The following is a 22,521-nucleotide window of genomic DNA, read 5'->3' on the forward strand; positions in this document are numbered from 1 at the left end:
GACTTTACAGACAGAGCAGTCTAACTTAGACAGGGAGAAAGCTAGAAGTTAGGGGGATATAGAATGAAAAGTTTAGGAAGGAGGGAGAAATGATTTCTGTCGTGATGGCGACCTATAATGGGGCGGATTTTATTTTGGAGCAACTAGACTCTATCCGCACTCAAAAGCTGAAGCCTGATCAGGTCATTATCTGTGATGACTGTTCGACAGATCAGACAGCGGTGTTAATCAGGGATTACATCATCAAGCATCAACTGACGGATTGGCAGCTGATTGAAAATCAGGAAAATTTGGGTCATTATCGAACTTTTATAAAATTAGCGAGTCTGGCTGAGCATGATATTGTTTTTTTCGCTGATCAGGATGATAAATGGCTGCCTGATAAAACAGCTGCCTTGCAGAAAGTACTGTTAGAAACAGACGTTGCTATGGTGTATGGCCAGTCTTACTTGATTGATCAAAATGGTCAGGTCATCAAGGAGCCCAAGGTTTCAGGAGAAAGTCAAGAAAGAGATCTAGCTTGGCTTCTAAAAAAATGGCCGTCAGGTTATCAGACAGCTTTTAGAAAGTCGGTACTGACGGATATTTTAGAGCAACAGTATACGGATTATCCTGGATTTGATTATCATGATGTTTTATTTGGTATGCTGGCTCCATTGTATGGAAAAGTTGTTTGCTTGGACCAGCTACTAGATCAGCATCGCATTCATCAGGCAAATGTAACCCAGTCTGCGTCGTCGCTCAGTTTTAATAAAACAAGGTTATCTAGGATTAACTATTTACAGAAGGTCATCAGTCGCTATGAGTCCGTGCAAAAAATCGCAGAAGAGCGTCAGATTTCTGAGGCGGCTCATCGCCAGCTTGCTAGGGCTTTGGCCTTGACCAATCTTAGACTGAAATTATTACAGTCTAGAAATCCATTTTGGGCTTTGGGCCTAATGTTTCAAATAAGGGAGTATCGAACAATAAAAGATTTCATCAGTGATTTGGTATACACCTATTCACTGAATGGACTTGCTAGGAGATTATTGAAAAAGTTTGGGAGGTAAGAAAAATGAGAGGAACCAGTAAGATTGAATGGGAGTTGGCTTTGGGAGAACGCTTCAGCCCCATGTATCAGAAAATTACGGATGATAAATTAAAGGTTTTACAAAAAGCCTATTTACAAATGTATAAAAAATTTGATGCAGAATGTCGTCGGCATCATATTCATTCCTACATGGTTGCAGGGACCTTGATTGGTTCTTTGCGACATGGGGGCTACATCCCTTGGGACGATGATATCGACTTGGTGATGTTCCGAGAGGACTACAATCGTCTGCAGGAAATCTTTGCGGACAGCGAGGACTTCGAGCTGATCTCTCCTGCGGATGCGACAGACAGTGTCTTTAAGGTTCTAAAGCTGCAGAGCAAGTCACTGACTTACTATGATGTTTTAGGAGAGGGTTTCAGTAAAAAGAAACATCTTTATCTTGATATGCTGCCAATTGACTTTGTCCCAGAGAATAACATGCTTCGCAAGCTCAAGGGTCTTCTATTCAGAGCCTTGGATTTGTCACACAATAGCTCACGCTGCTATACGAAGTTTACTCCGCATCTGACCTATATGGCTAAAGAATCCAAAGAACTCAGACAAAATCTTTGGATTAGAAGACTGATAGGCTTCCCTTCTTTTATCATGGGGCCGGCTAATATGTATAAGTTGATGGAAAAACTCATCCAGTCTAATAAGAAGACTTCAAAAATAACAATTGCTTATGGTGTAAAAGGCTATCTGGGAGAGACAATCGACTATGAAAGTTTCTATCCAGCTAAGAAGTATTCCTTTGAAGGCTATGAGTTCGATGGACCTAATGATGCGGACAAGTATCTGACCAATCGCTACGGTGATTACATGACACCGCCTGAAAGAAAAGAACAGACAGAACGTCATGTCAGACTGAGAGATAATTGGGTTGAATTAATAGAAGGAAGATAATGGTTTTTTTACTAATTTTGGGTGGCCTTTTCCTATTGTTTTTGACAATCAAAACAGTAGGAAGAGACTATGCTAACCCGGCTTTTATATATCTGGCAATATGGATGATAGCAAGCATTTTTACTGCATTTTATTCATCCAAATGGGGAGAGGGACTTTCTCTGATAACGGTCACTGTTATCTTTGTTGGAAATACCATTTTTTTAATGGGAGTCCTCTTGTCATCGAATTTGTTTGCTGAGAAAAAGTTGGACGCCAAACCTAGTCAAATAAAGGTGAGTACTTTTTTCATTATTTTAGTTCTCTTATTTTTGGCTTATGCGGTCAGGTTTATTTATTCCGATTTGCTTTACTTGGCGGCACAGAGCAAGCAGGTACCTGGGGGATTGTTTAAAACCATTGAATTGGCTCGGCATATGACCACAAATTATGATTTCTCTCTTAGTCGTCTTAGCCTCAATTTGTTGCGGGTTAACTTTTCCTTAGGAATTGTTTTCTTCTACTTTTTCTGTGAATCTCTTTTTTCAGGAAAAGATGGCATTTTTTACAAGGGCAAGTTACTGCTGGTTAGTCTGATTTCTTTAGGTATTTCTCTCTTGTCTACTGGACGTACGGAGTTGCTGGGCTTGGTTGCAGGCTATGCTATTGTGTATATGCTGTTTTTCTCGAAGTATTATTCGTGGAGAGACAGTAGGTATGGTGTCAAGCTTTTTCGCTCTTTGCTGATAATTGGATTTGTATTCCTTGTCTTATTTATGGCGGTTGGAACCTTTGTTCTCAATCGAGTGGATAGTCGGGCAGAGTTCGGAATTTTGGATAATTTGGTTAAATATATGGGTTCACCCATTCAGGCTTTAGACTATTATCTAAAAAATCCTACTCTTTATAGCGATAATCAAGTCTTTGGAGAAAATACTCTTATTGCTATCTATGGAACATTGAAATCCCTTGGTCTGTCTAGTCATGAGCTGACACCTTTCCTGCCTGTTGTTCATTTTAACGACGATAAAACCAATGTTTACACAATTTATTACTACTTTATCAAGGATTTTGGCTATTTCTCAGTCCCTATCTTTCAGCTTTTATATGGCTTCTTTTACGGAAGTTTCTACTATTCTATCAAAAAACGCTATTTCACCCCGCTAAAGGTTATTGTTTTCGCTTTATTTGCGTATCCTTTGGTCATTTCATTCTTTCAGGAAACGTTGCTGTCATTGCTGACAACCCATATTAATCGGATTATCTATGCTTTTGTGATTTATATGGCAGCTGATTTACTGAGTAGAGTACGATTTACAACGAGAGGAAGGAAAGTATCGGTATGACGACATCAGCTCTGATATTCGCAGGCGGCACAGGCAGCCGCATGAATACCAAGACCTTGCCCAAGCAGTTTTTAGAGTTGCACGGTAAGCCTATTATTATTCATACGATTGAGCATTTTGAAGACCATCCGGCAGTATCGGACATTGTGGTTGTCTGTGTAGACGGCTGGCTGGATTATTGCAGAGATTTATTAGCTCGATTCAATATTAAAAAAGTCAGTCAAGTGGTTCCTGGTGGAGAGACTGGCCAAATGTCTATTTTTAATGGTCTATCTGTCTTACGGGAAAAGTACAAGAACGATGACGACTATGTGTTGATTCATGATGGTGTTCGCCCCTTGATTGACGGGGGAATCATTTCTAAAAATATTGAGGCGGCCAAAAAGTATGGGGCAGCTATTACGGTTAAGCCGGTTATCGAAACGGTTATTCAGGTCGATGAGGCGGATGTTATTAATCAGGTTATCGAGCGTTCCACTTGTCAGACAGCTGTCGCCCCTCAAACCTTTGCACTTTCAAAGATTCACTCCCTGCATTTAAAAGCTCAGGCAGAGAATCAGTTTGATATGACGGATTCTGCGACACTGGCTCGTTATTTTGGACTCCCTCTGCATACAGTCATGGGGGGCAGCGAAAATATCAAAATTACGACTCCCTCTGATTTTTATATTTTTAGAGCGATTTACGAAGCGCGCGAGAATGCACAAATTTTTGGTTGATATGGGAAAAAATACAATTTTACAAAAGGATATGGAAGACCTAGCTACTGTCAGTCCTATTCTTAGAGAACTGAGAAATGTTACAGTCTTGGTAACCGGAGCAACAGGACTTATAGGCAGACACTGTATTTCCGCTTTGATGGCTTTAAACGATTTGTACGATGCCAATATCAGAGTAGTGGCCTTGGCCCGAAATCAGGAAAAAGCGGAAGATCTATTTCAAGATTTTTTACATAGTGAGAATCTGCAGCTAGTGTATGCTGACTTGCTGTCAGATTGGCAGATAGAGGAGGATTTGGATTATATTATCCATGGAGCCAGTGCGACGGACTCCTCTTTTTTCGTTGAGCATCCTGTGGAGACAATTGATCTAGCCGTAAATGGAACGAAAAAACTGCTGGAGATGGCTAAAAATAAGCAGGTTCGCAGTATGGTCTATCTCTCTTCTCTGGAAGTCTATGGGACGACAAATCCAGATGCTTCCAGCATTAGCGAGAAAGATTACGGTTATTTGGATCCAACCAGTGTCCGCAGCAGTTATTCGGAAAGCAAGCGCATGGCAGAGTCCTTGTGTGTAGGCTATCGTCATCAGTATCAGGTGCCAGTGAAAATGGCTCGTTTATCACAAACTTTTGGCCCAGGTGTGAGCTATGAAGACAACAGAGTTTTTGCACAGTTTGCGCGTGCTGTCCTTGAAAAGAGTGATATTATCCTCCGAACTAAAGGGGAGACTTTTCGGAACTACTGCTATACCAAAGATGCTATTGAAGCCATATTTTACATTCTGCTGAAAGGCCAAGCAGGGCAAGCTTATAATGTTGCCAATAAAGAAACGGCTATTTCCATTTGTGAGATGGCGGAAATGGTTATTGAGCTAAGTGGTAGCAATGAAACGAAGTTAGTTTTTGATTTGGCAGAAGATGTGGAAAAGCTAGGCTATAATCCGACAGTTAAGATTCGTCTTAATACGGACAAGCTTGAGAATTTAGGCTGGCAAGCTCATACTGATTTAGAAACCATGTTTTTACGGTTAATTGAGAGCATGGCAGCAGATAGGAAGGAATAGGAGGGCAAATTTGTCTGGTGGATTTAAAAAAATAATAGCTAATTTTTCCTATGTTGTCTTGTCCAATTTGCTGACAGTGATAGTTTCTTCTCTGGTTGTCTTGATTTTGCCTAAGATTATGGGTGTAGAGGAGTATGGCTACTGGCAACTCTATATTTTTTACTTATCTTATGCCGGTTTTGTTCATCTGGGCTGGGTGGACGGAATCTACCTTCGCTACGGTGGTTTGGAGTATGATGATCTGGATAAAGAAAAGTTTTTCTCTCAGTTTATCATGCTTTTGATCTATCTGACAGGGATTGGAATTTTATTTTTCTTAGGAACTTCTGCCTTTATTAGAGATGAGAGCAGTCGGTTTGTTTTTATACTTTTGGTTTATACTATGTTGGTCACCAATCTGCGCTTTCTCTTTGTGTACGTTTTGCAGATGACTAATCGACTAAAGGAAAGTTCTTATGTTGTCAGTGGAGACCGACTCCTCTATTTACTGCTCTTACTGGTCTTTATTTTCATGGGTTTCCGAGACTTCAAAATTATGGTCTATGCAGATTTGATTGGTAGAGTTGTTTCTCTTTTTTATGCCATGTATCTATGCCGAGATATGGCCCTGCGACCTCTCAATCAGTTTAAGCTTGATATACGGGAAACAGTTCGCAATATTGCTGTCGGTATCAATCTGATGCTATCAAATGTAGCCAGTATGCTCATTATCGGAACGGTTCGAATGGGGATTCAAAAGGTATGGAACATTGCTACATTTGGGAAAGTATCCTTGACCTTGAGCATTTCCAATCTGCTGATGACCTTTATCAACGCTATCGGTTTGGTCATCTTTCCGATTTTGAAACGGACGGACGAAAGCAAGTTGCCTAAGATTTACAATCAGTTGCGGAATATCCTTATGGTTCTTATGTTTGGAGTGCTTTTGCTGTATTATCCCCTGAAAATAGCTTTGGACAGCTGGCTACCGGCTTACAGAGAGTCCTTGATATTTATGGCTCTGGTCTTTCCTATGTCTGTCTACGAGGGCAAGATGGCTCTGCTTATCAATACCTACTTAAAAGCCTTACGAATGGAGAGGCAGATTTTTAAAGTAAATGTAATTGCCATGCTCTTAAGCTTTGCTACTACCTTGATTTTTGCAGTTTTTCTGCGCAATCTGAATGCTACGGTTCTGTCTATCGTGCTGTTGCTGGCGACTAGGAGTATACTGGCAGAGCTAATCTTAGCCAAGAGGATGCAGATCGAGGTTGTCAAAGATATCTGGGTTGAGTTGCTAATGACACTTGTATTTATTGCTTCGAATTGGTTTTTATCAGTTTATCTAGCTGCAGCAGCCTACGGATTTGTCTATCTGACCTATAGCATTTACAAATACAAAAGTTTGAAAGGTCTGCTCCAACAATTGCGGGCTCGTTGATGCTCGAGAAATTATAAATAGTTTAACAATCTAAACGCTAAGCCCTGTCTGGGCTTTTTAGGTTTGTAATGTAGCATTAGTATACAAAGCTACTTATAAAGTTACTCTGGCTACAATCAGTTTGCTGAACTATACATTGTATATAGTGGAAATGAAAGACAATTTTTCCAGTAACTTATTGCGGATTATGGTATTTTTGAGGATAACTAGAAATTAGCTAAAATAATTCCGTTCTTTATGCCTGGGAATATAAATGGTTTTGCAAGTGATTCTACCATGAAGAGATTTCAAAAGACATCTGGAGAGCAGAGCTGCTAGGATAGCAAATTGGGCTAGTTTTTGGTATTTTAAGTAAGTGCAGAATTCGGCGGTCAACTATAGAAAGAGAAATACCTGTTAGTTGCAATAGTAAAATTAAAGAGAACTTTAGGATTGGCAAGAAGAGGTGTCCTATGAAAAAAATTTTAGTTACAGGTGGAGCGGGATATATAGGCAGTCACACAGTGGTTGAACTAGCCGCAGCGGGCTATGAAGCTATTATCGTGGATAACTTTTCGAATAGCTCACCAGAAGTGCTAGAGCGCTTAGAAACTATCACTGGTGTGAACATCCCGTTTTACAAGGGTTCGATTTCTGATAAAGATCTGATGAACCAGATTTTCGAAGACAATCACATTGACGCAGTCATTCATTTAGCGGCCTATAAATCAGTAGAAGAATCGGTGCGGGAACCACTTAAATATTACGAAAATAATGTCAGTGCTGGTATTGCTCTTCTTGAAGTTATGAAAGAGCACAAGGTAGAACATATCATCTTTAGCTCCAGTGCCACGGTCTATAGAATGAATCATGGTCTATCCTTGACAGGAGATTTATCTACTTCAGCAATCAATCCCTACGGCTATACTAAGCTGATGATGGAGCAGATTTTGACGGATCTTGCTCTTGCACATTCAGATTGGTCTGTGACTAATCTTCGTTACTTCAATCCAATTGGTGCTCATGAGTCTGGTCTGATTGGTGAGGCACCAAATGGAATTCCTCATAACCTCATGCCTTATATTACTCAGGTTGCGGTCGGTAAATTGCAAGAGCTTAGCATTTTCGGAAATGATTATGATACGCATGATGGTACAGGAGTGCGAGATTATATCCATGTAGTCGACTTAGCCAAGGGCCATGTTTTGTCTTTGAAACATAATTTAGAAAACAAGGGCGTCGCTGTTTTCAATCTTGGTACAGGAACTAGTTATAGTGTACTGGATATGGTTAAGGCCTTTGAAAATGTCAATGGTGTGAAAATTCCTTATGTTATCAAGAATAGACGACCTGGAGATGTGGCGACTTGCTATGCTGATGCAAGCAAAGCGCATGACATTTTGGGCTGGAAAGCTGAGAAAACTCTCCAAGATATGATGCGAGATTCTTGGAGATGGCAAAGCTCAAATCCTAATGGCTATGAAAGCTAACATAGAATATCAGTCAGGTGAATAAAACTCTCATGTAATAGTGCAGAAGAGTTTTTCTATATAAGAGCTGTCTTCTCCTGCAGATGCAAAACTTTTTAAAGAATGTCATCAATTGATATGTTTTTTAATGGGCGTGTAATCTGGTCTTGATGAGCTGTAATAATAAACATGCTATAATGTCTGCATGAAGACTGAAAACACAACTTTGCACGCTTTTAAGGCCCTAGCTTGCTTTAGTATTGTTTCCTTACACTTTCTGCTGCCGGGGCAATTTGGCGTTTTTTATCAAATTGTGGCCCGCTTTGCAGTTCCCTTTTTCATGATGCTGTCGGGCTATTTTTCCTTTAATATTTCCAGGGATAAGGTCAAGTATCGTCTCAAGCAGATGCTCCTTTTGACAGCTGCCAGTCTCCTATTTTACACAATCGTGCATTTTGTCAACCTAGTGCTGACCAGAGAACTAACAGAAAAGATGGCATCTATAGACCTGTCTGATTTTGCAGACTTTTTCCTCTTTAACAGTCCCAGAGACTTGATTGGTTCAGCTGCTACACCGACTTGGTATTTGCTGGCTATCTCCTATATCTACACGCTTTATCTGGTTTTTTATAATCATTTCCACCGTTTAACTAGCTTTGGTGTGTCCTTATTCTTGTTAGTTTTGGCCTTTTGTATCGAGTTCAATACAGACAGTGAATTTTACTATCGCAACTTCCTGTTTATGGGGCTTCCCTTTTTCATTTTAGGCATGCAGTTTGCCAAGCATCGGGACCGGATTTTAGCCTACGACTTGTCTTCTGTCAGGAAATGGGCGATTGGCTTGGGAATAGCGGCTTTGATTTTGCTTGAGTACTGTTTCATGGGTACGGAGTACGACCTCTATCCCAGTACCCTTTTGTCTTCCAGTGCAATTTTCCTCTATGCGGTCAGAAACGGGACCAATATTGATATTCCGATTTTGAATAATATTGCCAAAAAGTACGCCACCATGATTTATATCATCCATCCTTTTATTATCTTCATTTTCAGGTCGATAATGCCTCGGAATACCATTTATAGTTTTGGCTTTTTTATCATTTTCTTACTGTCTTACTTGCTGAGCATAGTTTTTCAGAAAGCCATCCGGCCCAGACTTATCAGTGCACTTCCGGCTCAGTGATGTAAGCTGTCATAGCTTATCCTCGCTTTGACTCCAAACTAAAAGCAACAGACCATACTGTTGCTTTTCTTAGTCTATCTTGCGTTCAGACTGCTCAATACTTTTTCAAAACTGTCAGAGTGGGCTTCGACGGTGATTTTTTCCAGCGTAAAAGGGTGGGTGAAGGTCAGCCGATGGGCGTGAAGCATAAGCCGCCCTTGGGGCTGCGGATGATAAAGGGGGTCACCGATAAGTGGGTGTCCGTGGTGAGCTAGATGAACACGGATCTGATGGGTGCGTCCAGTCTTGAGTTGGCATTTGACCAAGGCAGCCTGCCCAAATTGCTTGACCCTAGTCACATGGGTCTCTGCATAGAGTCCTTTTCGGGGGTCAACCAGCCGTTTCCTGCGGTCATGGCGGTCGCGGCCAATCTTGTCTTTATAGATAAGCTTTTTGCTTGGGAACTTGCCTTGGACCAGAGCCCAATATTCGCGGCTGATTTCTCGCTTTTCCAGCAGCCGATTGAGGATGGGCAGGACAAAGGGATTCTTGGCAAAGAGGACAGCACCGCTGGTTTCTTTATCCAGCCGGTGAATGACATAGCAAGTCTCACCGACATAGGCAGAAACATGATTAAGCAGGGCTAGCTCTGTTGGTTCATTAGCATGGGTTTTCATACCCTCAGGTTTATTGACGATAATGAGGTTCTGGTCCTGATAGAGCTCTTCTACGAGTTCGCCATTTCCAAACAAGATTGTCTTTTGAGGATAATCCTCTTCATCAAATATCAGGCGGATATCATCTCCAGGTTTGACTACAGTCTGCCAATTGATACTTAGACCGTTGACAGACACATGCTTCTTGGTCCGCAGAAAGTGCCGAATTTTTCGTGGAATGAGAAATTGTTCTTCCAGCAGCTCTTTGACTGTCATGGCAGGCAGTCCATCTGGGATAGTCAGTGTAAATTTCATACATTTATTGTAGCAGAAAGCTAGAACTTTGGAAATAGGCAGTGTCGGATAAGACTTGCTGCAGAGGCTTTTAAAAGGCTATTTAATATACTCTTTTTCTTAAAAATAACTAAAAATCATACAGGAAATAGGGTACTTTCTTGTCTGCACCTAAATAAGGTGATAAAATAAGGTTTATGAAGAATTTAAAAGATTTGTTTGAAAAGTTAGTAGATTATTTTACTATACAGAAACCTCAAAAAGAAGCAGCAGAGGAGGTAGAGCTGACAGAAGAGCAGGCTGAGTCTGGTCTCAGCCGTTCGGGCAAGACCAAGAAGAAACCTCTCTCTCAGCATCCTATCCGTCGTTTTTGGCGCAGGTTTCATCTGACCAAGATATTCCTGATTCTCGGCTTGACCTTTGGTCTGGTGGTCGGCGGCTATCTCTTTTATGTGGCTAAGACGACCAATGTCAAGGATTTGCAGAATGCCCTCAAAGCTACCACGCTCATCTTTGACAAGGATGGTAATGAAGCGGGAAGTCTGTCTGGTCAGAAAGGAACTTATGTTGAGCTGACCGAGATTAGTCAAGACCTGCAGAATGCTGTCATCGCGACAGAGGACCGGACTTTCTATGAGAATGGCGGGATTAACTACAGTCGTTTTATCTTGGCCATTTTGACAGCTGGTCGCTCTGGTGGGGGTTCTACCATTACCCAGCAGTTGGCCAAAAATGCTTATCTGTCTCAGGACCAGACCATCGAACGGAAAGCCAAGGAATTTTTCCTGGCTCTGGAAATTAATAAGAAATACAGCAAGCAGGAAATCCTGACCATGTACCTCAATAATTCCTATTTTGGAAATGGGGTCTGGGGTGTGGAGGATGCCTCTAAGAAATATTTCGGAGTTTCGGCTAGTCAGCTCAGTCTGGACCAGTCGGCTGTTCTGGCTGGTATGCTCAAGGGACCAGAGATTTATAATCCCCTGTACTCGGTTGAAAATGCGACCAATCGCCGCGATACGGTGCTGCAAAATATGGTTGCTGCAGGCTTTATTGATCAGGGGACGGCCGATCAGGCTGCCGCTGTAGGAATCGGTGGCCAGCTGGTTGATGCTTATGCCGGTAAGTCAGAAGACTATCGCTATCCATCCTATTTCGATGCGGTTATCAATGAAGCAGTCAATGACTACGGCTTGACAGAAGAAGAGATTGTTAATAATGGCTATCGCATTTATACTGAATTGGATCAGAACTACCAAGCCAGCATGCAGGTTATTTACAGCAATGTCTCTCTCTTTCCTGTAGCAGAAGATGGCACTATGGCTGAATCGGGCAGTGTTGCCTTGGATCCAAAAACTGGCGGTGTGCGGGCATTAGTTGGACGAGTCAATAGTGCAGAAGGCTCGACCTTCAGAAGCTTTAACTATGCAACCCAGTCCTCTCGTAGCCCGGGTTCTACAATCAAGCCTTTGGTTGCTTACAGTCCGGCCGTAGCTGCTGGTTGGCCGACAGATAAGGAGCTGGATAATACCAGAACCACCTTTGGCGACTATACCATTAACAACTACGGCAATATCCAAAGCTCACCTAAAGTTCCAATGTATCAAGCCTTGGCAGAATCTCTGAACATTCCAGCTGTTTCAACTGTAGATGAGTTAGGCATTAACAAGGCTTTTGAGTACGGGAAAAAGTTTGGTCTGAATATGGACAAGGTTGATAAGACTTTGGGAGTAGCGCTAGGAAGCGGAGTTACAACCAATCCAATGCAGATGGCGCAGGCATATTCAGTCTTTGCCAACGGCGGTGTGATGAATGATGCCCATCTCATTACAAAAATTGAAAATGCCAGCGGTCAGGTTGTCAAGACCCATCGCCAAACCTCTACCCGAGTTCTCAATAGCTCAACGACTGACAAGATGAACAGCATGATGCTGGGGACTTTCTCGAACGGTACAGGTATCTATGCGGCTCCGTATGGCTATACTATGGCTGGTAAGACCGGTACGACTGAAACGGACTTTAACCCAGATCTATCTGGTGATCAATGGGTTATTGGTTATACGCCGGATGTGGTTATCAGCCAGTGGCTAGGCTTTCCAAAAACTGATGAAACCCACTATCTAACTGGGACCAGTGCGAATGAAGCCTCGGCGGTTTTCCGAAATGTTGCCAATAGCATCCTGCCATATACAGACGGAACTTCCTTTGAAGGGCAGAAGAATGCCTATGCTGCCAACGGCATTGCCCCTGTGGACACCTATGGTACCGAAGAAACGGGAACTACAACTGAAAACAAAGACTTCCTGCAGGACGTTCAGGACCGAGCTCAAAATCTGGTGGATGAAGCCAAGAAAGCCATTGATGACACTGGTATTCCTGAGAAAGCGAAAAACCTTTGGGATACTGTTACCAGCTGGTTTCAATAGGATTTAAAAGAGCTGAACGGCTTGTCAAAAGTATAGAATCCTGCTATAATAAGAAAGATGGAGGCGTTATGGCATTAAAAAAAGCGAGTCTAGCGTGTACAGTCTGTGGTTCTAGGAACTACTCGGTTAAGCTCAGTAGCACTCCAAAACCAACGCGTTTAGAAGTTAATAAATTTTGTAAGCATTGCAGTAAATACACCCTGCATAAAGAAACTAGATAGGAGATTGTTGTGAAATTCTTTAAAGATGTTTTTAAACTATTGAAAGATACAACTTGGCCTACCCGAAAAGAAAGATGGACAGATTTTATCTCTGTCATGGAATACACTGCATTCTTTGTAGTGATCATCTATATCTTTGACAAAGTAGTGGCAAGCGGTCTATTCCAGATTCTGAATATTTTCTCTTAACAACTGAAGTAGAAATAGAGAAGAATCTTGCGGCAGCCATATCATTCAAAGTCCCACCTATTGTGAGTAGGTGGGATTTTTGGCGTATGTCCTTATTTACGCGCCGACAATTTCAAAAAAATCAAATCTATCTATAATTCATCGTTTGAAATAAAAATTTCTCATACTAGACAACGCTGATTCAAGAATTTTTGGGCAGAATTGCAAGACTTTGATTTGTCAGGAAAATAGTTATTAAATTCCTTTGCATTTGAGGAAATTATGGTATAATAGGGCTAGAAAGAAGCAGAAGCCCGCAGGCTTTTTTATTTAGGAAAGGATGAACTCATGGATAGTTTTGACAAAGGTTGGTTTGTACTGCAGACCTATTCAGGCTATGAAAACAAGGTAAAAGAAAATCTTTTGCAGCGCGCTCAGACTTATAATATGCTGGAAAATATCTTGCGCGTGGAAATCCCTACTCAGACCGTGCAAGTAGAGAAAAATGGCAAGACCAAGGAAATCGAAGAAAATCGCTTCCCTGGTTATGTTTTGGTGGAAATGGTCATGACAGATGAAGCTTGGTTTGTCGTGCGGAACACTCCGAATGTAACAGGATTTGTCGGGTCACACGGAAACCGCTCTAAACCAACGCCGCTCTTGGAAGAAGAGATTCGCAACATTCTCATCTCCATGGGTCAAACAGTGCAGGAATTTGACTTGGATGTCAAGGTTGGGGATACCGTTCGAATCATCGATGGTGCCTTTACTGACTATACAGGTAAGATTACGGAGATTGATAATAACAAAGTCAAGATGATTATTTCCATGTTTGGTAATGACACCGTGGCCGAAGTTAATCTTAGCCAAATTGCAGAGCTTTAATTGACGAAGCCGCTATCCTCGTCAAAAATAAAATCCAAGACTTTTTCAGTCTTGGATTTTTGTGTTTTTGGAACGAAGTGTGAGATTACTTATCCTTAATGACGGAGTCAATAATGTCTTTAGTTTGTTTCATTTGATAGGTAGACATTACCCCAACGATTTGATTGTTCTGGGTAGAGAAATTAATAGAGTTCTATAAAATCTAAAGTTTAAAATAGCAAATTTACATTTTACGGTTCAACAATCTGATAGACTTTATCTTGATCGAACATGACGCTGTAATCTTTGCCATCTTGACCTTTCCATCCAAAAACAGTTGAGTGGCCAAAGACTGCGATTGTTTCTGGGCGTCCATGTTTAGCAACGACCTCCTGCGCGGACATCCCAGGTTGCACATCCTTGAGATTGTTGATTTTCTTAGGATTAGGTAGGCTGGCTGTCTTGGTAGTTACTGCTCCCTGGTCACTAAAACTTATCAAGATGCTGTAATCAGTTCCTCGCCAAAAGCCGCCACTTCCCATATCTGAGTCAGCGGGTCCCATTTTGCTGACAACCTCATCTTTGGTGCTGGGAGTAGGACCAGCAGATCCTATAAGGGACTCAACTTTTATGGTTTTAAATTCAGCCCATTTTGGAATTTCAGGGATATCCCCAAGAGCTTCCAGAGCCTCTCCCTGATCAATTAGGCTGATTTGAGCATTAGGGTCCTTGCGAGTATTAGAGCTAGAAGAAGTAGAGTAGTCTTCATCATCTTCACTAGAAGAGGAACTTTTTTTGCTAGATTCCTTTGTTGAGGTTGAACTTTTCGAAGCTTTGAGGGAGCTAGGCGTCTTTTTTCTTTGCTGCGTCTGCTTGGCAGGCATGCAGGCTGAGAGAGCTAGCAGAGAGAGAAGGCTGAGGGCATAGAAGCTAACTTTTTTCATAATCAATCTTTTTTCCTTTCGCTGATGATGAATGATATTTTTATAATATTATATCAGCAAAGTTTGCTAGAAACAATAGGAAATGCAATAAAAAAGCCCTTTGGTGGGCTTCTGGAAATATATCTATGAAGGCGGTAGACGGATTTGAACCGACGATCAAGCTTTTGCAGAGCCGTGCCTTACCACTTGGCTATACCGCCGCAACTCTTATTATTCTATCGTAAATACTTGTTTTCGTCAAGAGTCTTTCATAGTCAAAGCAGAAAATATTAGATGTTCCTATTCTGAACAATTTGGAGAATAAATGTTCTGCTGAGAAGTGGGAATAGTGGCTAGCGGAAGAAAATCTGGTAAATGCCTTGTCAAAGAGCTGCGCTTTTGTTATAATAGAGGTCGCCGTGTAAATGGCAAAATACTCATTTTAGATGAATTGTGGGACTGTTGCCCTCGGGTGGTCCTGCGAGCTGAAATCTAAAAGAGGAAAAAAACAAAAAGGAGAATTTACTCATGGCAGTAATTTCAATGAAACAACTTCTTGAGGCTGGTGTTCACTTTGGTCACCAAACTCGTCGCTGGAACCCTAAGATGGCTAAGTACATCTTCACTGAGCGTAACGGTATCCACGTAATCGACTTGCAGCAAACTGTAAAGTATGCTGACCAAGCTTACGACTTTATGCGTGATGCTGCTGCTAACGATGCAGTTATCCTCTTCGTTGGTACTAAAAAGCAAGCTGCTGACGCTGTGAAAGAAGAAGCAGAACGTTCAGGTCAATATTTCATCAACCACCGTTGGTTGGGTGGAACTCTTACAAACTGGTCTACTATCCAAAAACGTGTAGCTCGTTTGAAAGAAATCAAACGCATGGAAGAAGACGGAACTTTCGAAGTTCTTCCTAAGAAAGAAGTCGCTCTTCTCAACAAACAACGTGCTCGTCTTGAAAAATTCTTGGGCGGTATCGAAGATATGCCTCGCATCCCAGACGTCATGTACGTAGTTGACCCTCATAAAGAGCAAATCGCTGTTAAGGAAGCTAAGAAATTAGGTATCCCAGTGGTTGCCATGGTTGATACTAACACTGATCCTGATGATATCGATGTGATTATCCCAGCGAACGACGATGCAATCCGTGCGGTTAAATTGATCACTGCGAAAATGGCTGATGCTGTTATCGAAGGCCGTCAAGGTGAAGATAGCGTTGAATCAGTAGAAGCAGAATTGGCTGAAACTGAAACTCAAGCAGATTCTATCGAAGAAATCGTTGAAGTTGTTGAAGGTTCAAACGAATAATCAGTAAACTAACCTAAAGGGGCAGGGCTCAGCCCAGCTCCTTTATTTACATTAAAAAATAGGAGAAGAAAAATGGCAGAAATTACAGCTAAGCTTGTCAAAGAATTGCGTGAAAAATCTGGTGCTGGTGTCATGGACGCTAAGAAAGCACTTGTTGAAACAGATGGTGACATCGAAAAAGCGATTGAATTGCTTCGTGAAAAAGGTATGGCAAAAGCAGCTAAGAAAGCTGACCGTGTTGCCGCTGAAGGTCTGACAGGTGTTTACGTAAACGGTAATGTTGCAGCTGTTGTTGAAGTGAATGCTGAAACTGACTTCGTTGCGAAAAACGCTCAATTTGTTGACTTGGTAAACGCAACAGCTAAAGTAATCGCTGAAGGCAAACCAGCTAACAACGAAGAAGCTCTTGCTTTGACAATGCCTTCAGGTGAAACTCTTGAAGCTGCATATGTATCCGCAACTGCAACTATTGGAGAAAAAATCTCCTTCCGTCGCTTTGCTTTGATTGAAAAGACAGATGCTCAACACTTTGGTGCTTACCAACACAACGGTGGCCGTATCGGAGTTATCTCAGTTGTTGACGGTGGAGACGATGCTCTTGCTAAGCAAATCTCTATGCACATCGCTGCGATGAAACCAACTGTTCTTTCATACAAAGAATTGGATGAGCAATTTGTTAAAGATGAATTGGCTCAATTGAACCATGTCATCGATCAAGACAACGAAAGCCGTGCAATGGTTGGTAAACCAGCTCTTCCACACTTGAAATACGGTTCTAAAGCTCAATTGACTGATGCAGTTGTTGCTCAAGCTGAAGAAGACATCAAGGCTGAATTGGCTGCAGAAGGCAAACCAGAAAAGATCTGGGACAAGATCATCCCAGGTAAAATGGATCGCTTCATGCTTGACAACACTAAAGTTGACCAAGCTTACACACTTCTTGCACAAGTCTATATCATGGACGACAGCAAGACAGTTGAAGCTTACCTTGAATCAGTAAATGCTTCAGTAGTTGAGTTCGCTCGCTTTGAAGTTGGTGAAGGTATCGAGAAAGCTGCTAACGACTTTGAAAACGAAGTAGCTGCAACAATGGCTGCTGCTCTTGGTCAAAACTAATCGTTTTTAGCTTAGAAATAGAATGATAAAAAGGTCTGAGAATTTGCCTCAGGCCTTTTGTTTGTAGCATTTTGAAACATCAAGTTTAGAATGGTGAGCAGCATCACTTAGCTGCTTTTTCTCTTTCTTCCTTATGAGCAATCAAGCCATTGGTAAAAATCAAGACTACCAATATGAAGAGAAGAGCTGTTGTTTGGGGGTAAGTTAGGCTAAACTGATAGACTTTGGTAATAAACAGAAGGGGAAGAGTAACCATCATCATGATTAGAAAGCTATACCATTTGACTCGGTTGCTGATCAGCTCCTGTTCGAAGAGCAGGGGAGCATAAAGACAGGCGATGAGAGCTCCGATAGGAATATCAACATAGTCAGCAGAAAAGATGGTGAAAATACTCAGAGCTGCAAAGAGCCATTTGAGTACATGACGAGAATAGTTGAGCCAATCCATTTTCATTGGATTATCCTCCTTGTTTAGATGATAGTTGGCAGGCAGGAGTTTCTGCCTGTCTTTTCCTTGTGGATTTCCACCTATATTATAACGCTTTAAAAGCAAAAAGCAAGCGGTTACACAAGCCTGACAAAGCTTTTTCACTAGTTTGAATTGTCAGACCTTTCAGTCATCCCTTTTTCTTTTAAAATAGAGATTTTTCCGGTATAATATTAGTCAAAGATAGTCAATGTTAGAGAAACAAGGAAAAAAGAAATTTATTCTGAAATTCTCAACTGGAAAGGGAAGTCATGGGTGCAAAAAACACATCGGACAGTATTGAAGCATATATCAAGTCTATTCTGGCTCAGGCTGGGATGGTTGAATTGAAACGCAGTGAACTGGCTGATGTTTTTCAGGTGGTTCCCAGTCAGATTAACTATGTGATTAAGACGCGTTTTACGGAAAGTCGGGGCTATATCGTTGAGAGTAAGCGTGGCGGTGGCGGCTATATTCGAATTGGAAAGATTGAATTTTCCGACCGGCATCAGATGCTTTGCGGCCTGTACGACAGTGTGGGAGAGCGTGTCAGCCAGCAGGTTTTCACAGATGTTATTCAGCTTCTTTTTGATGAGAAGATTATGACTGAACGTGAGGGCAATCTAATCTTGTCAACAGCATCGGACTCGATTTTGGGCGATGGAGCTGCGGTGATTCGTGCCCGGATATTAAAAAAGATTTTACAACAACTAGACAGAAAAGGAATGGAATCATAAATGAAATACTCAAAAGCCTTAATAGAAAGCTTGGAAGCAGCCCAGCTCTTGGCCGGCCATTTTACAACAGATTATCTGGAATCATGGCATCTGCTGATTGCTCTGGCTAATAATCCCTACAGCGTTGCTGGCTCAGTCCTCAATGAGTTTCCTGTGGAAGTGGATGGATTTGAAGAAGCGGCTTTTCAGATTACTGGTCAGGCTTATCAGAAAGACGGTCACTTTGAGCTGCTGCCTTTTTCTTATCGCTTAGAGGAGTTGTTTGAGGAGGCGGGGCAGATTGCAGAAGCTGTTCGGGCTAAGCATGTAGGTACTGAGCATGTGCTGCTGGCCATGCTATTTGACCGGGGGACCTTGGCCTCTCGTATTCTGGAATTTACCGGCTTTAGCTACGATGATAAGGAGCAGGGACCGAAAATCAGTGATTTGCGAAAGGTCTTGGAGCAGCGAGCTGGCTGGGGCAAGGAAGATATCAAGGCTATTCGCAGTCTGAATAAGGGAGTAATGGCAGCCAAGCAGACCATGGCTAATATGATGGGGATGCCAGCTTCTACCAGCGGGGGGCTAGAAGACTACACTCGTGATTTGACGGAGCTGGCTAGAGATGGCCGATTGGAGCCCGTCATTGGCCGCGATCAAGAAATTTCACGGATAGTTCAGATTCTTAGTCGCAAGACTAAAAACAATCCAGTGCTAGTTGGAGATGCTGGGGTTGGTAAGACAGCTCTGGCTTTAGGTCTGGCCCAGCGTGTAGCAGCTGGTCAGGTTCCTGCTGAACTTTCCAAGATGCGGGTTTTGGAGCTGGACTTGATGAATGTAGTCGCTGGCACTCGCTTTCGCGGAGATTTCGAGGAGCGAATGAATAACATCATCAATGACATTGAAGAAGATGGTCATGTTATTCTTTTCATCGATGAGTTGCATACTATCATGGGCTCTGGCAGCGGTATTGACTCGACCTTGGATGCGGCCAATATCCTGAAACCGGCTCTGGCTCGCGGAACTCTGCGGACAGTTGGTGCTACGACGCAGGAAGAGTATCAGAAACATATTGAAAAAGATGCTGCTCTTTCTAGGCGTTTTGCCAAGGTCAGCATAGAAGAGCCTAATGTAGCTGATAGCATTGCTATTTTACAAGGTCTGAGAAAGAGCTATGAGGACCATCACAAGGTGCAGATTAGTGATCAGGCTATTGAGACGGCGGTGAAATATGCCCATCGCTATCTGACTAGCAAGCATCTGCCAGACTCTGCCATTGATCTTTTGGACGAGGCTAGTGCGACAGTCCAGAACAGAGGACCGCAGAATTACGAGCAGTCGGATTTGACTCCAGTGGATCAAGCCTTGATGGCAGCGGATTTCAAAAAAGTCTCGAAGTTGCTTGAGCAAGAGCAGCAACCCAAGCTTTATAAGCTGAAAGTGGAAGAAGACGATGTCTTGGCGACCCTTAGCGGTTTGTCTGGTATTCCAGTGCAGAAGCTGACTCAGACAGATGCGAAGAAATACCTCAATTTGGAAACAGAACTGCATAAACGCGTGATTGGGCAGGACGAGGCGATTTCAGCTATCAGCCGAGCTATCCGACGCAATCAGTCTGGTATCCGCAGCAGCAAGCGGCCAATTGGGTCCTTTATGTTCCTAGGTCCGACAGGAGTCGGGAAGACAGAGCTAGCCAAGGCCTTGGCCGAAAGTCTCTTTGATGACGAATCTGCCCTCATCCGCTTTGATATGAGTGAGTACATGGAGAAATTCGCGGCTAGCCGCCTCAACGGAGCTCCTCCAGGTTATGTAGGCTATGAAGAGGGAGGAGAGCTGACGGAGAAGGTGCGCAACAGACCTTATTCTGTCCTACTCTTTGACGAGGTGGAAAAGGCGCATCCGGATATTTTCAATGTTCTCCTGCAGGTTTTGGATGATGGTCAGTTGACTGACAGTAAGGGCCGCAAGGTGGACTTCTCCAACACGATTATTATCATGACCAGCAATCTGGGGGCGACCAGTTTGCGGGATGATAAGATGGTGGGCTTTGGGGCGCGGGATATTCGCTTGGACCATGCCAATATGGAAAAACGGATGCTGGAAGAACTCAAGAAAGCATATAGACCAGAGTTTATCAACCGTATCGATGAGAAGGTAGTCTTCCACAGCTTATCTGCAGAAGATATGCAGGAGGTGGTCAAGGTTATGGTCAAACCGCTCATTGCCAGTCTTGCTGAGAAGGGAATTGAGCTGAAGTTTCAGGCTAGTGCTCTTAAGCTGCTGGCTCAGGAAGGCTACGATGTGGAAATGGGTGCACGGCCATTGCGCCGAACTCTGCAGACCCAGGTAGAGGACAAGCTGTCTGAGCTCCTCTTGACAGGAGATTTGACGAATGGTCAGACTCTTAAGGTCGGGGTCAAAGCTGGCCAACTCAAGTTCGAAGTCGCATAAAAAGCGAAACCTTGCAATGGGAAATTGTATGCTCGAGATTAATCACGTATGGCAAGCATACCTATAGATACCGAACAGTTATTTCATCATTCAATAAAACTGGAAATTGAAGGATTGGAGGCTGAGATGTCGTTTTTTAAAGATTTGTTTGCTGGCAAGAAAGCCAAATTGAAAACACCAGAAGAGCGCAAGGCGGCTAGTATCCAGCGGTTGAAAAAGGAAGGTATTCCTTACATTGAGCATTTGCCGGTCATCGAAAGTGCTGAGCAGGTGCGGCCGCGCTCGCTAGAAGAAATTGCGCGTCGAGCTATTACCAGCCTCTTGATTATTCAGGCGGCCTTGGATATCGAAAATAATAATTATAATGAGGAGAGCCGCCAGTGGCTGCAGGATAAACTGCAGCAATACGGGGTGCAGGAAGAGTTGACGCCCAAAGAAAGGGCAGTCTTGGAAGATCGTGCCGACCCGGCAGCTATCATCAATATGGTTTGGAAATACGAGGCCTATTGGTCCTTGATTTGGTACTTGGGTCTAGTAGATGCTTTGCCGTTTCCAGATAAGATTTGTGATTGTGATGCTGCTATTGACGCAGTCGCTAGTGCGGTTGACTTTCAGGAATTTCTGGGAAAATGCCAACCGCGCAGCTTAGAAGAGTTACTGAATGAGGATGATTTGATTTATCGTTATCACTGGGCCTGTGTCGATGCTCGGATTCATGACCAGCCAGCACCGGCAGGCCTTGATGAAAGTGTTGTTCTGGAGAGACGGTCTGGCCTTGACTGGCTGTTGGGGCTGGATACGGCCCAAGACTGGGATGCTGTTGAGCTGCATACCTAGTCCAACTTCTCTTATTCACTCAATTAGAAAGGAGGTACCTTTGTCCGCTCGTAAAATGGCTAAAATTGCCATCCTATCGGCTCTATGTGTGGCCTTTCGCTATGCATTTTCCTTTTTACCCAATGTGCAGCCTATCTCAGCTATCTTTTTCCTGATAGTTATCTTTGAGGATTTGCAGACTTCACTTCTAGTGATGGCTGTGACGATGTTTACATCAGCCTTTCTTTTGGGAATGAGTCCGATCGTCCTCTTTCAGTTGCTGTCCTTTGGACTGATTCTTTGCCTTTGGCGGCTGCTCTATCCTCGGTTAAATCTAGTGGGACAGGGAATAGCAGCAGCTCTCCTATCCTTTGGCTATGGCATTACCATCGATACACTGACAGCCTTGCTGTACAACTATCACTGGTGGTCTTATGCGATTATCAACGCTTTGACCTTCAATATAGCGCATGGGCTGTCCACTTTGTTTTTTTACCCACTCTTGTACCCTATTTTAAGGAGGCTCTATAATGAAAAAAATCTTTAGTTTGCTCACACTTGCTTTGGCCCTTCTCCTTGTTGGTTGCGGCAGCAGCCAGACCAATACTGACAAAAGCTCTAGCTCAGCTGATTCTTCTGTCAAAAAGGAACTGAAAATCAGCATCAGTATTGCACCAGAAGGTCAGGAGAAGAGCGAGAAAACGGTGGCTGTTGCAGAAGGAAAGACAGCTATGGATGCTTTGAAGAAGGCCTATAAGGTCGAAGAAAAAGATGGTTTTATCACTTCTATTGACGGTCATGCTCAGGATGAAGCAAAGGGCCTCTACTGGATGTTTAAGGTCAACGGAGAAATGGCTCCTAAGGCAGCCAATCAAATCACTGTCAAGGATGGAGACAAGCTGGAATTCTACCAAGAAGTCTATCAGCAATAAATCTTTTATAAAAAGAATCTGATGCTCAAGGCATTAGGTTCTTTTT

The 22,521-nt window shown here is 42.7% G+C and carries 22 protein-coding genes and 1 tRNA gene; 19 read left to right on the forward strand and 4 right to left on the reverse strand.

From position 1 onward, the window contains the following. Window positions 1–89 precede the first annotated feature (89 nt). From HMPREF1150_RS02340 to HMPREF1150_RS02305, 8 genes are all read left to right on the forward strand, one after another. On the forward strand, window positions 90–1,049 hold the full coding sequence (locus HMPREF1150_RS02340; protein WP_009660244.1) for a glycosyltransferase family 2 protein: 960 nt from the start codon (window positions 90–92) through the stop codon (window positions 1,047–1,049). Between the two features lie 5 nt (window positions 1,050–1,054). Beyond that, on the forward strand, window positions 1,055–1,978 hold the full coding sequence (locus HMPREF1150_RS02335) for a phosphorylcholine transferase LicD (RefSeq protein WP_002907804.1): 924 nt from the start codon (window positions 1,055–1,057) through the stop codon (window positions 1,976–1,978). Then, window positions 1,978–3,303 (forward strand): O-antigen polymerase, encoded by a 1,326-nt coding sequence (locus HMPREF1150_RS02330; protein ID WP_009660131.1) that lies wholly within the window; start codon window positions 1,978–1,980, stop codon window positions 3,301–3,303. Before HMPREF1150_RS02335 ends, HMPREF1150_RS02330 begins: the two co-directional genes overlap by 1 nt. Then, complete coding sequence (ispD, locus tag HMPREF1150_RS02325) at window positions 3,300–4,022, forward strand: 2-C-methyl-D-erythritol 4-phosphate cytidylyltransferase (RefSeq protein WP_002894037.1); 723 nt, start codon at window positions 3,300–3,302, stop codon at window positions 4,020–4,022. The genes HMPREF1150_RS02330 and ispD overlap by 4 nt, the downstream gene beginning before the upstream one ends. Beyond that, window positions 4,003–5,088 carry an NAD(P)-dependent oxidoreductase gene (locus HMPREF1150_RS02320; protein WP_032905699.1) on the forward strand — a complete coding sequence of 362 codons (1,086 nt, stop codon included), beginning with the start codon at window positions 4,003–4,005 and terminating at the stop codon, window positions 5,086–5,088. Before ispD ends, HMPREF1150_RS02320 begins: the two co-directional genes overlap by 20 nt. 10 nt (window positions 5,089–5,098) lie before the next feature. Further along, window positions 5,099–6,508 carry a lipopolysaccharide biosynthesis protein gene (locus HMPREF1150_RS02315; RefSeq protein ID WP_002908533.1) on the forward strand — a complete coding sequence of 470 codons (1,410 nt, stop codon included), beginning with the start codon at window positions 5,099–5,101 and terminating at the stop codon, window positions 6,506–6,508. A gap of 452 nt (window positions 6,509–6,960) precedes the next feature. After that, window positions 6,961–7,977, forward strand: coding sequence for a UDP-glucose 4-epimerase GalE (galE, locus tag HMPREF1150_RS02310; protein ID WP_002908534.1), 1,017 nt, complete (start codon window positions 6,961–6,963; stop codon window positions 7,975–7,977). A gap of 184 nt (window positions 7,978–8,161) precedes the next feature. Further along, on the forward strand, window positions 8,162–9,136 hold the full coding sequence (locus tag HMPREF1150_RS02305) for an acyltransferase (protein ID WP_002908535.1): 975 nt from the start codon (window positions 8,162–8,164) through the stop codon (window positions 9,134–9,136). 74 nt (window positions 9,137–9,210) lie between these two features. Here HMPREF1150_RS02305 and HMPREF1150_RS02300 read toward each other — a convergent pair whose 3' ends face one another. Further along, window positions 9,211–10,086: an RluA family pseudouridine synthase gene (locus HMPREF1150_RS02300; protein WP_009660186.1), complete on the reverse strand. Its 876-nt coding sequence runs from the start codon at window positions 10,084–10,086 to the stop codon at window positions 9,211–9,213. A 176-nt stretch (window positions 10,087–10,262) separates the two neighbouring features. On the opposite strand from HMPREF1150_RS02300, the gene pbp2a reads away from it, so the two are divergent. From pbp2a to nusG, 4 genes are all read left to right on the forward strand, one after another. Continuing rightward, window positions 10,263–12,491: a penicillin-binding protein PBP2A gene (pbp2a, locus tag HMPREF1150_RS02295; protein ID WP_009660207.1), complete on the forward strand. Its 2,229-nt coding sequence runs from the start codon at window positions 10,263–10,265 to the stop codon at window positions 12,489–12,491. Window positions 12,492–12,559: 68 nt separating this feature from the next. Further along, a complete protein-coding gene (rpmG, locus tag HMPREF1150_RS11890; protein ID WP_002894024.1) occupies window positions 12,560–12,712 on the forward strand; it encodes a 50S ribosomal protein L33 in 153 nt (50 codons plus the stop codon). A gap of 9 nt (window positions 12,713–12,721) precedes the next feature. Beyond that, entirely contained in the window at window positions 12,722–12,901 is a 180-nt protein-coding gene (gene secE / locus HMPREF1150_RS02290; protein ID WP_002894022.1) for a preprotein translocase subunit SecE, read from the forward strand. Window positions 12,902–13,228: 327 nt separating this feature from the next. Then, window positions 13,229–13,765 carry a transcription termination/antitermination protein NusG gene (gene nusG / locus HMPREF1150_RS02285; RefSeq protein ID WP_002894018.1) on the forward strand — a complete coding sequence of 179 codons (537 nt, stop codon included), beginning with the start codon at window positions 13,229–13,231 and terminating at the stop codon, window positions 13,763–13,765. 230 nt (window positions 13,766–13,995) lie between these two features. Here the strand turns inward: nusG and HMPREF1150_RS02280 are convergent, their stop codons facing one another. Together HMPREF1150_RS02280 and HMPREF1150_RS02275 are read right to left on the reverse strand one after the other, a co-directional pair. Then, a complete protein-coding gene (locus tag HMPREF1150_RS02280; RefSeq protein ID WP_002916678.1) occupies window positions 13,996–14,688 on the reverse strand; it encodes a hypothetical protein in 693 nt (230 codons plus the stop codon). Between the two features lie 129 nt (window positions 14,689–14,817). Then, a tRNA-Cys gene (locus HMPREF1150_RS02275) sits at window positions 14,818–14,888 on the reverse strand. Window positions 14,889–15,195: 307 nt separating this feature from the next. Between HMPREF1150_RS02275 and rpsB the strand changes: the two genes are divergently transcribed. Together rpsB and tsf are read left to right on the forward strand one after the other, a co-directional pair. Continuing rightward, the gene (gene rpsB / locus HMPREF1150_RS02270) at window positions 15,196–15,978 is read left to right on the forward strand and encodes a 30S ribosomal protein S2 (protein WP_002902077.1); all 783 of its coding nucleotides are present in this window, start codon (window positions 15,196–15,198) and stop codon (window positions 15,976–15,978) included. Window positions 15,979–16,050: 72 nt separating this feature from the next. Next, on the forward strand, window positions 16,051–17,094 hold the full coding sequence (gene tsf / locus HMPREF1150_RS02265) for a translation elongation factor Ts (RefSeq protein WP_009660251.1): 1,044 nt from the start codon (window positions 16,051–16,053) through the stop codon (window positions 17,092–17,094). Window positions 17,095–17,197: 103 nt separating this feature from the next. Here the strand turns inward: tsf and HMPREF1150_RS02260 are convergent, their stop codons facing one another. Next, complete coding sequence (locus tag HMPREF1150_RS02260) at window positions 17,198–17,686, reverse strand: hypothetical protein (protein WP_198002704.1); 489 nt, start codon at window positions 17,684–17,686, stop codon at window positions 17,198–17,200. A 146-nt stretch (window positions 17,687–17,832) separates the two neighbouring features. On the opposite strand from HMPREF1150_RS02260, the gene HMPREF1150_RS02255 reads away from it, so the two are divergent. From HMPREF1150_RS02255 to HMPREF1150_RS02235, 5 genes are all read left to right on the forward strand, one after another. Continuing rightward, window positions 17,833–18,297 (forward strand): CtsR family transcriptional regulator, encoded by a 465-nt coding sequence (locus tag HMPREF1150_RS02255; RefSeq protein WP_002899234.1) that lies wholly within the window; start codon window positions 17,833–17,835, stop codon window positions 18,295–18,297. Further along, window positions 18,298–20,727 carry an ATP-dependent Clp protease ATP-binding subunit gene (locus HMPREF1150_RS02250; protein ID WP_009660142.1) on the forward strand — a complete coding sequence of 810 codons (2,430 nt, stop codon included), beginning with the start codon at window positions 18,298–18,300 and terminating at the stop codon, window positions 20,725–20,727. It abuts the gene before it with no gap. A gap of 93 nt (window positions 20,728–20,820) precedes the next feature. Further along, a complete protein-coding gene (locus HMPREF1150_RS02245) occupies window positions 20,821–21,564 on the forward strand; it encodes a DUF4272 domain-containing protein (RefSeq protein ID WP_083842682.1) in 744 nt (247 codons plus the stop codon). 40 nt (window positions 21,565–21,604) lie between these two features. After that, the gene (locus HMPREF1150_RS02240) at window positions 21,605–22,090 is read left to right on the forward strand and encodes a hypothetical protein (protein WP_009660144.1); all 486 of its coding nucleotides are present in this window, start codon (window positions 21,605–21,607) and stop codon (window positions 22,088–22,090) included. Further along, complete coding sequence (locus HMPREF1150_RS02235; RefSeq protein WP_009660206.1) at window positions 22,074–22,475, forward strand: DUF4430 domain-containing protein; 402 nt, start codon at window positions 22,074–22,076, stop codon at window positions 22,473–22,475. The genes HMPREF1150_RS02240 and HMPREF1150_RS02235 overlap by 17 nt, the downstream gene beginning before the upstream one ends. Window positions 22,476–22,521: the final 46 nt, after the last annotated feature.

It is taken from the genome of Streptococcus sp. AS14, from assembly GCF_000286495.1.
Classification (GTDB): Bacteria; Bacillota; Bacilli; order Lactobacillales; family Streptococcaceae; genus Streptococcus; species Streptococcus sanguinis_P.

What these genes read in the sequence shown, in the direction of transcription:
- galE (WP_002908534.1), top strand. Translation starts at nt 6,961, where the DNA reads ATGAAAAAAATTTTAGTTACAGGTGGAGCGGGATATATAGGCAGTCAC.
- rpsB (WP_002902077.1), top strand. Translation starts at nt 15,196, where the DNA reads ATGGCAGTAATTTCAATGAAACAACTTCTTGAGGCTGGTGTTCACTTT.
- pbp2a (WP_009660207.1), top strand. Translation starts at nt 10,263, where the DNA reads ATGAAGAATTTAAAAGATTTGTTTGAAAAGTTAGTAGATTATTTTACT.
- HMPREF1150_RS02280 (WP_002916678.1), bottom strand. Translation starts at nt 14,688, where the DNA reads ATGAAAAAAGTTAGCTTCTATGCCCTCAGCCTTCTCTCTCTGCTAGCT.
- HMPREF1150_RS02235 (WP_009660206.1), top strand. Translation starts at nt 22,074, where the DNA reads ATGAAAAAAATCTTTAGTTTGCTCACACTTGCTTTGGCCCTTCTCCTT.
- tsf (WP_009660251.1), top strand. Translation starts at nt 16,051, where the DNA reads ATGGCAGAAATTACAGCTAAGCTTGTCAAAGAATTGCGTGAAAAATCT.
- HMPREF1150_RS02300 (WP_009660186.1), bottom strand. Translation starts at nt 10,086, where the DNA reads ATGAAATTTACACTGACTATCCCAGATGGACTGCCTGCCATGACAGTC.
- ispD (WP_002894037.1), top strand. Translation starts at nt 3,300, where the DNA reads ATGACGACATCAGCTCTGATATTCGCAGGCGGCACAGGCAGCCGCATG.
- rpmG (WP_002894024.1), top strand. Translation starts at nt 12,560, where the DNA reads ATGGCATTAAAAAAAGCGAGTCTAGCGTGTACAGTCTGTGGTTCTAGG.
- HMPREF1150_RS02330 (WP_009660131.1), top strand. Translation starts at nt 1,978, where the DNA reads ATGGTTTTTTTACTAATTTTGGGTGGCCTTTTCCTATTGTTTTTGACA.
- HMPREF1150_RS02340 (WP_009660244.1), top strand. Translation starts at nt 90, where the DNA reads ATGATTTCTGTCGTGATGGCGACCTATAATGGGGCGGATTTTATTTTG.
- HMPREF1150_RS02335 (WP_002907804.1), top strand. Translation starts at nt 1,055, where the DNA reads ATGAGAGGAACCAGTAAGATTGAATGGGAGTTGGCTTTGGGAGAACGC.
- nusG (WP_002894018.1), top strand. Translation starts at nt 13,229, where the DNA reads ATGGATAGTTTTGACAAAGGTTGGTTTGTACTGCAGACCTATTCAGGC.
- HMPREF1150_RS02250 (WP_009660142.1), top strand. Translation starts at nt 18,298, where the DNA reads ATGAAATACTCAAAAGCCTTAATAGAAAGCTTGGAAGCAGCCCAGCTC.
- HMPREF1150_RS02305 (WP_002908535.1), top strand. Translation starts at nt 8,162, where the DNA reads ATGAAGACTGAAAACACAACTTTGCACGCTTTTAAGGCCCTAGCTTGC.
- HMPREF1150_RS02320 (WP_032905699.1), top strand. Translation starts at nt 4,003, where the DNA reads ATGCACAAATTTTTGGTTGATATGGGAAAAAATACAATTTTACAAAAG.
- HMPREF1150_RS02255 (WP_002899234.1), top strand. Translation starts at nt 17,833, where the DNA reads ATGGGTGCAAAAAACACATCGGACAGTATTGAAGCATATATCAAGTCT.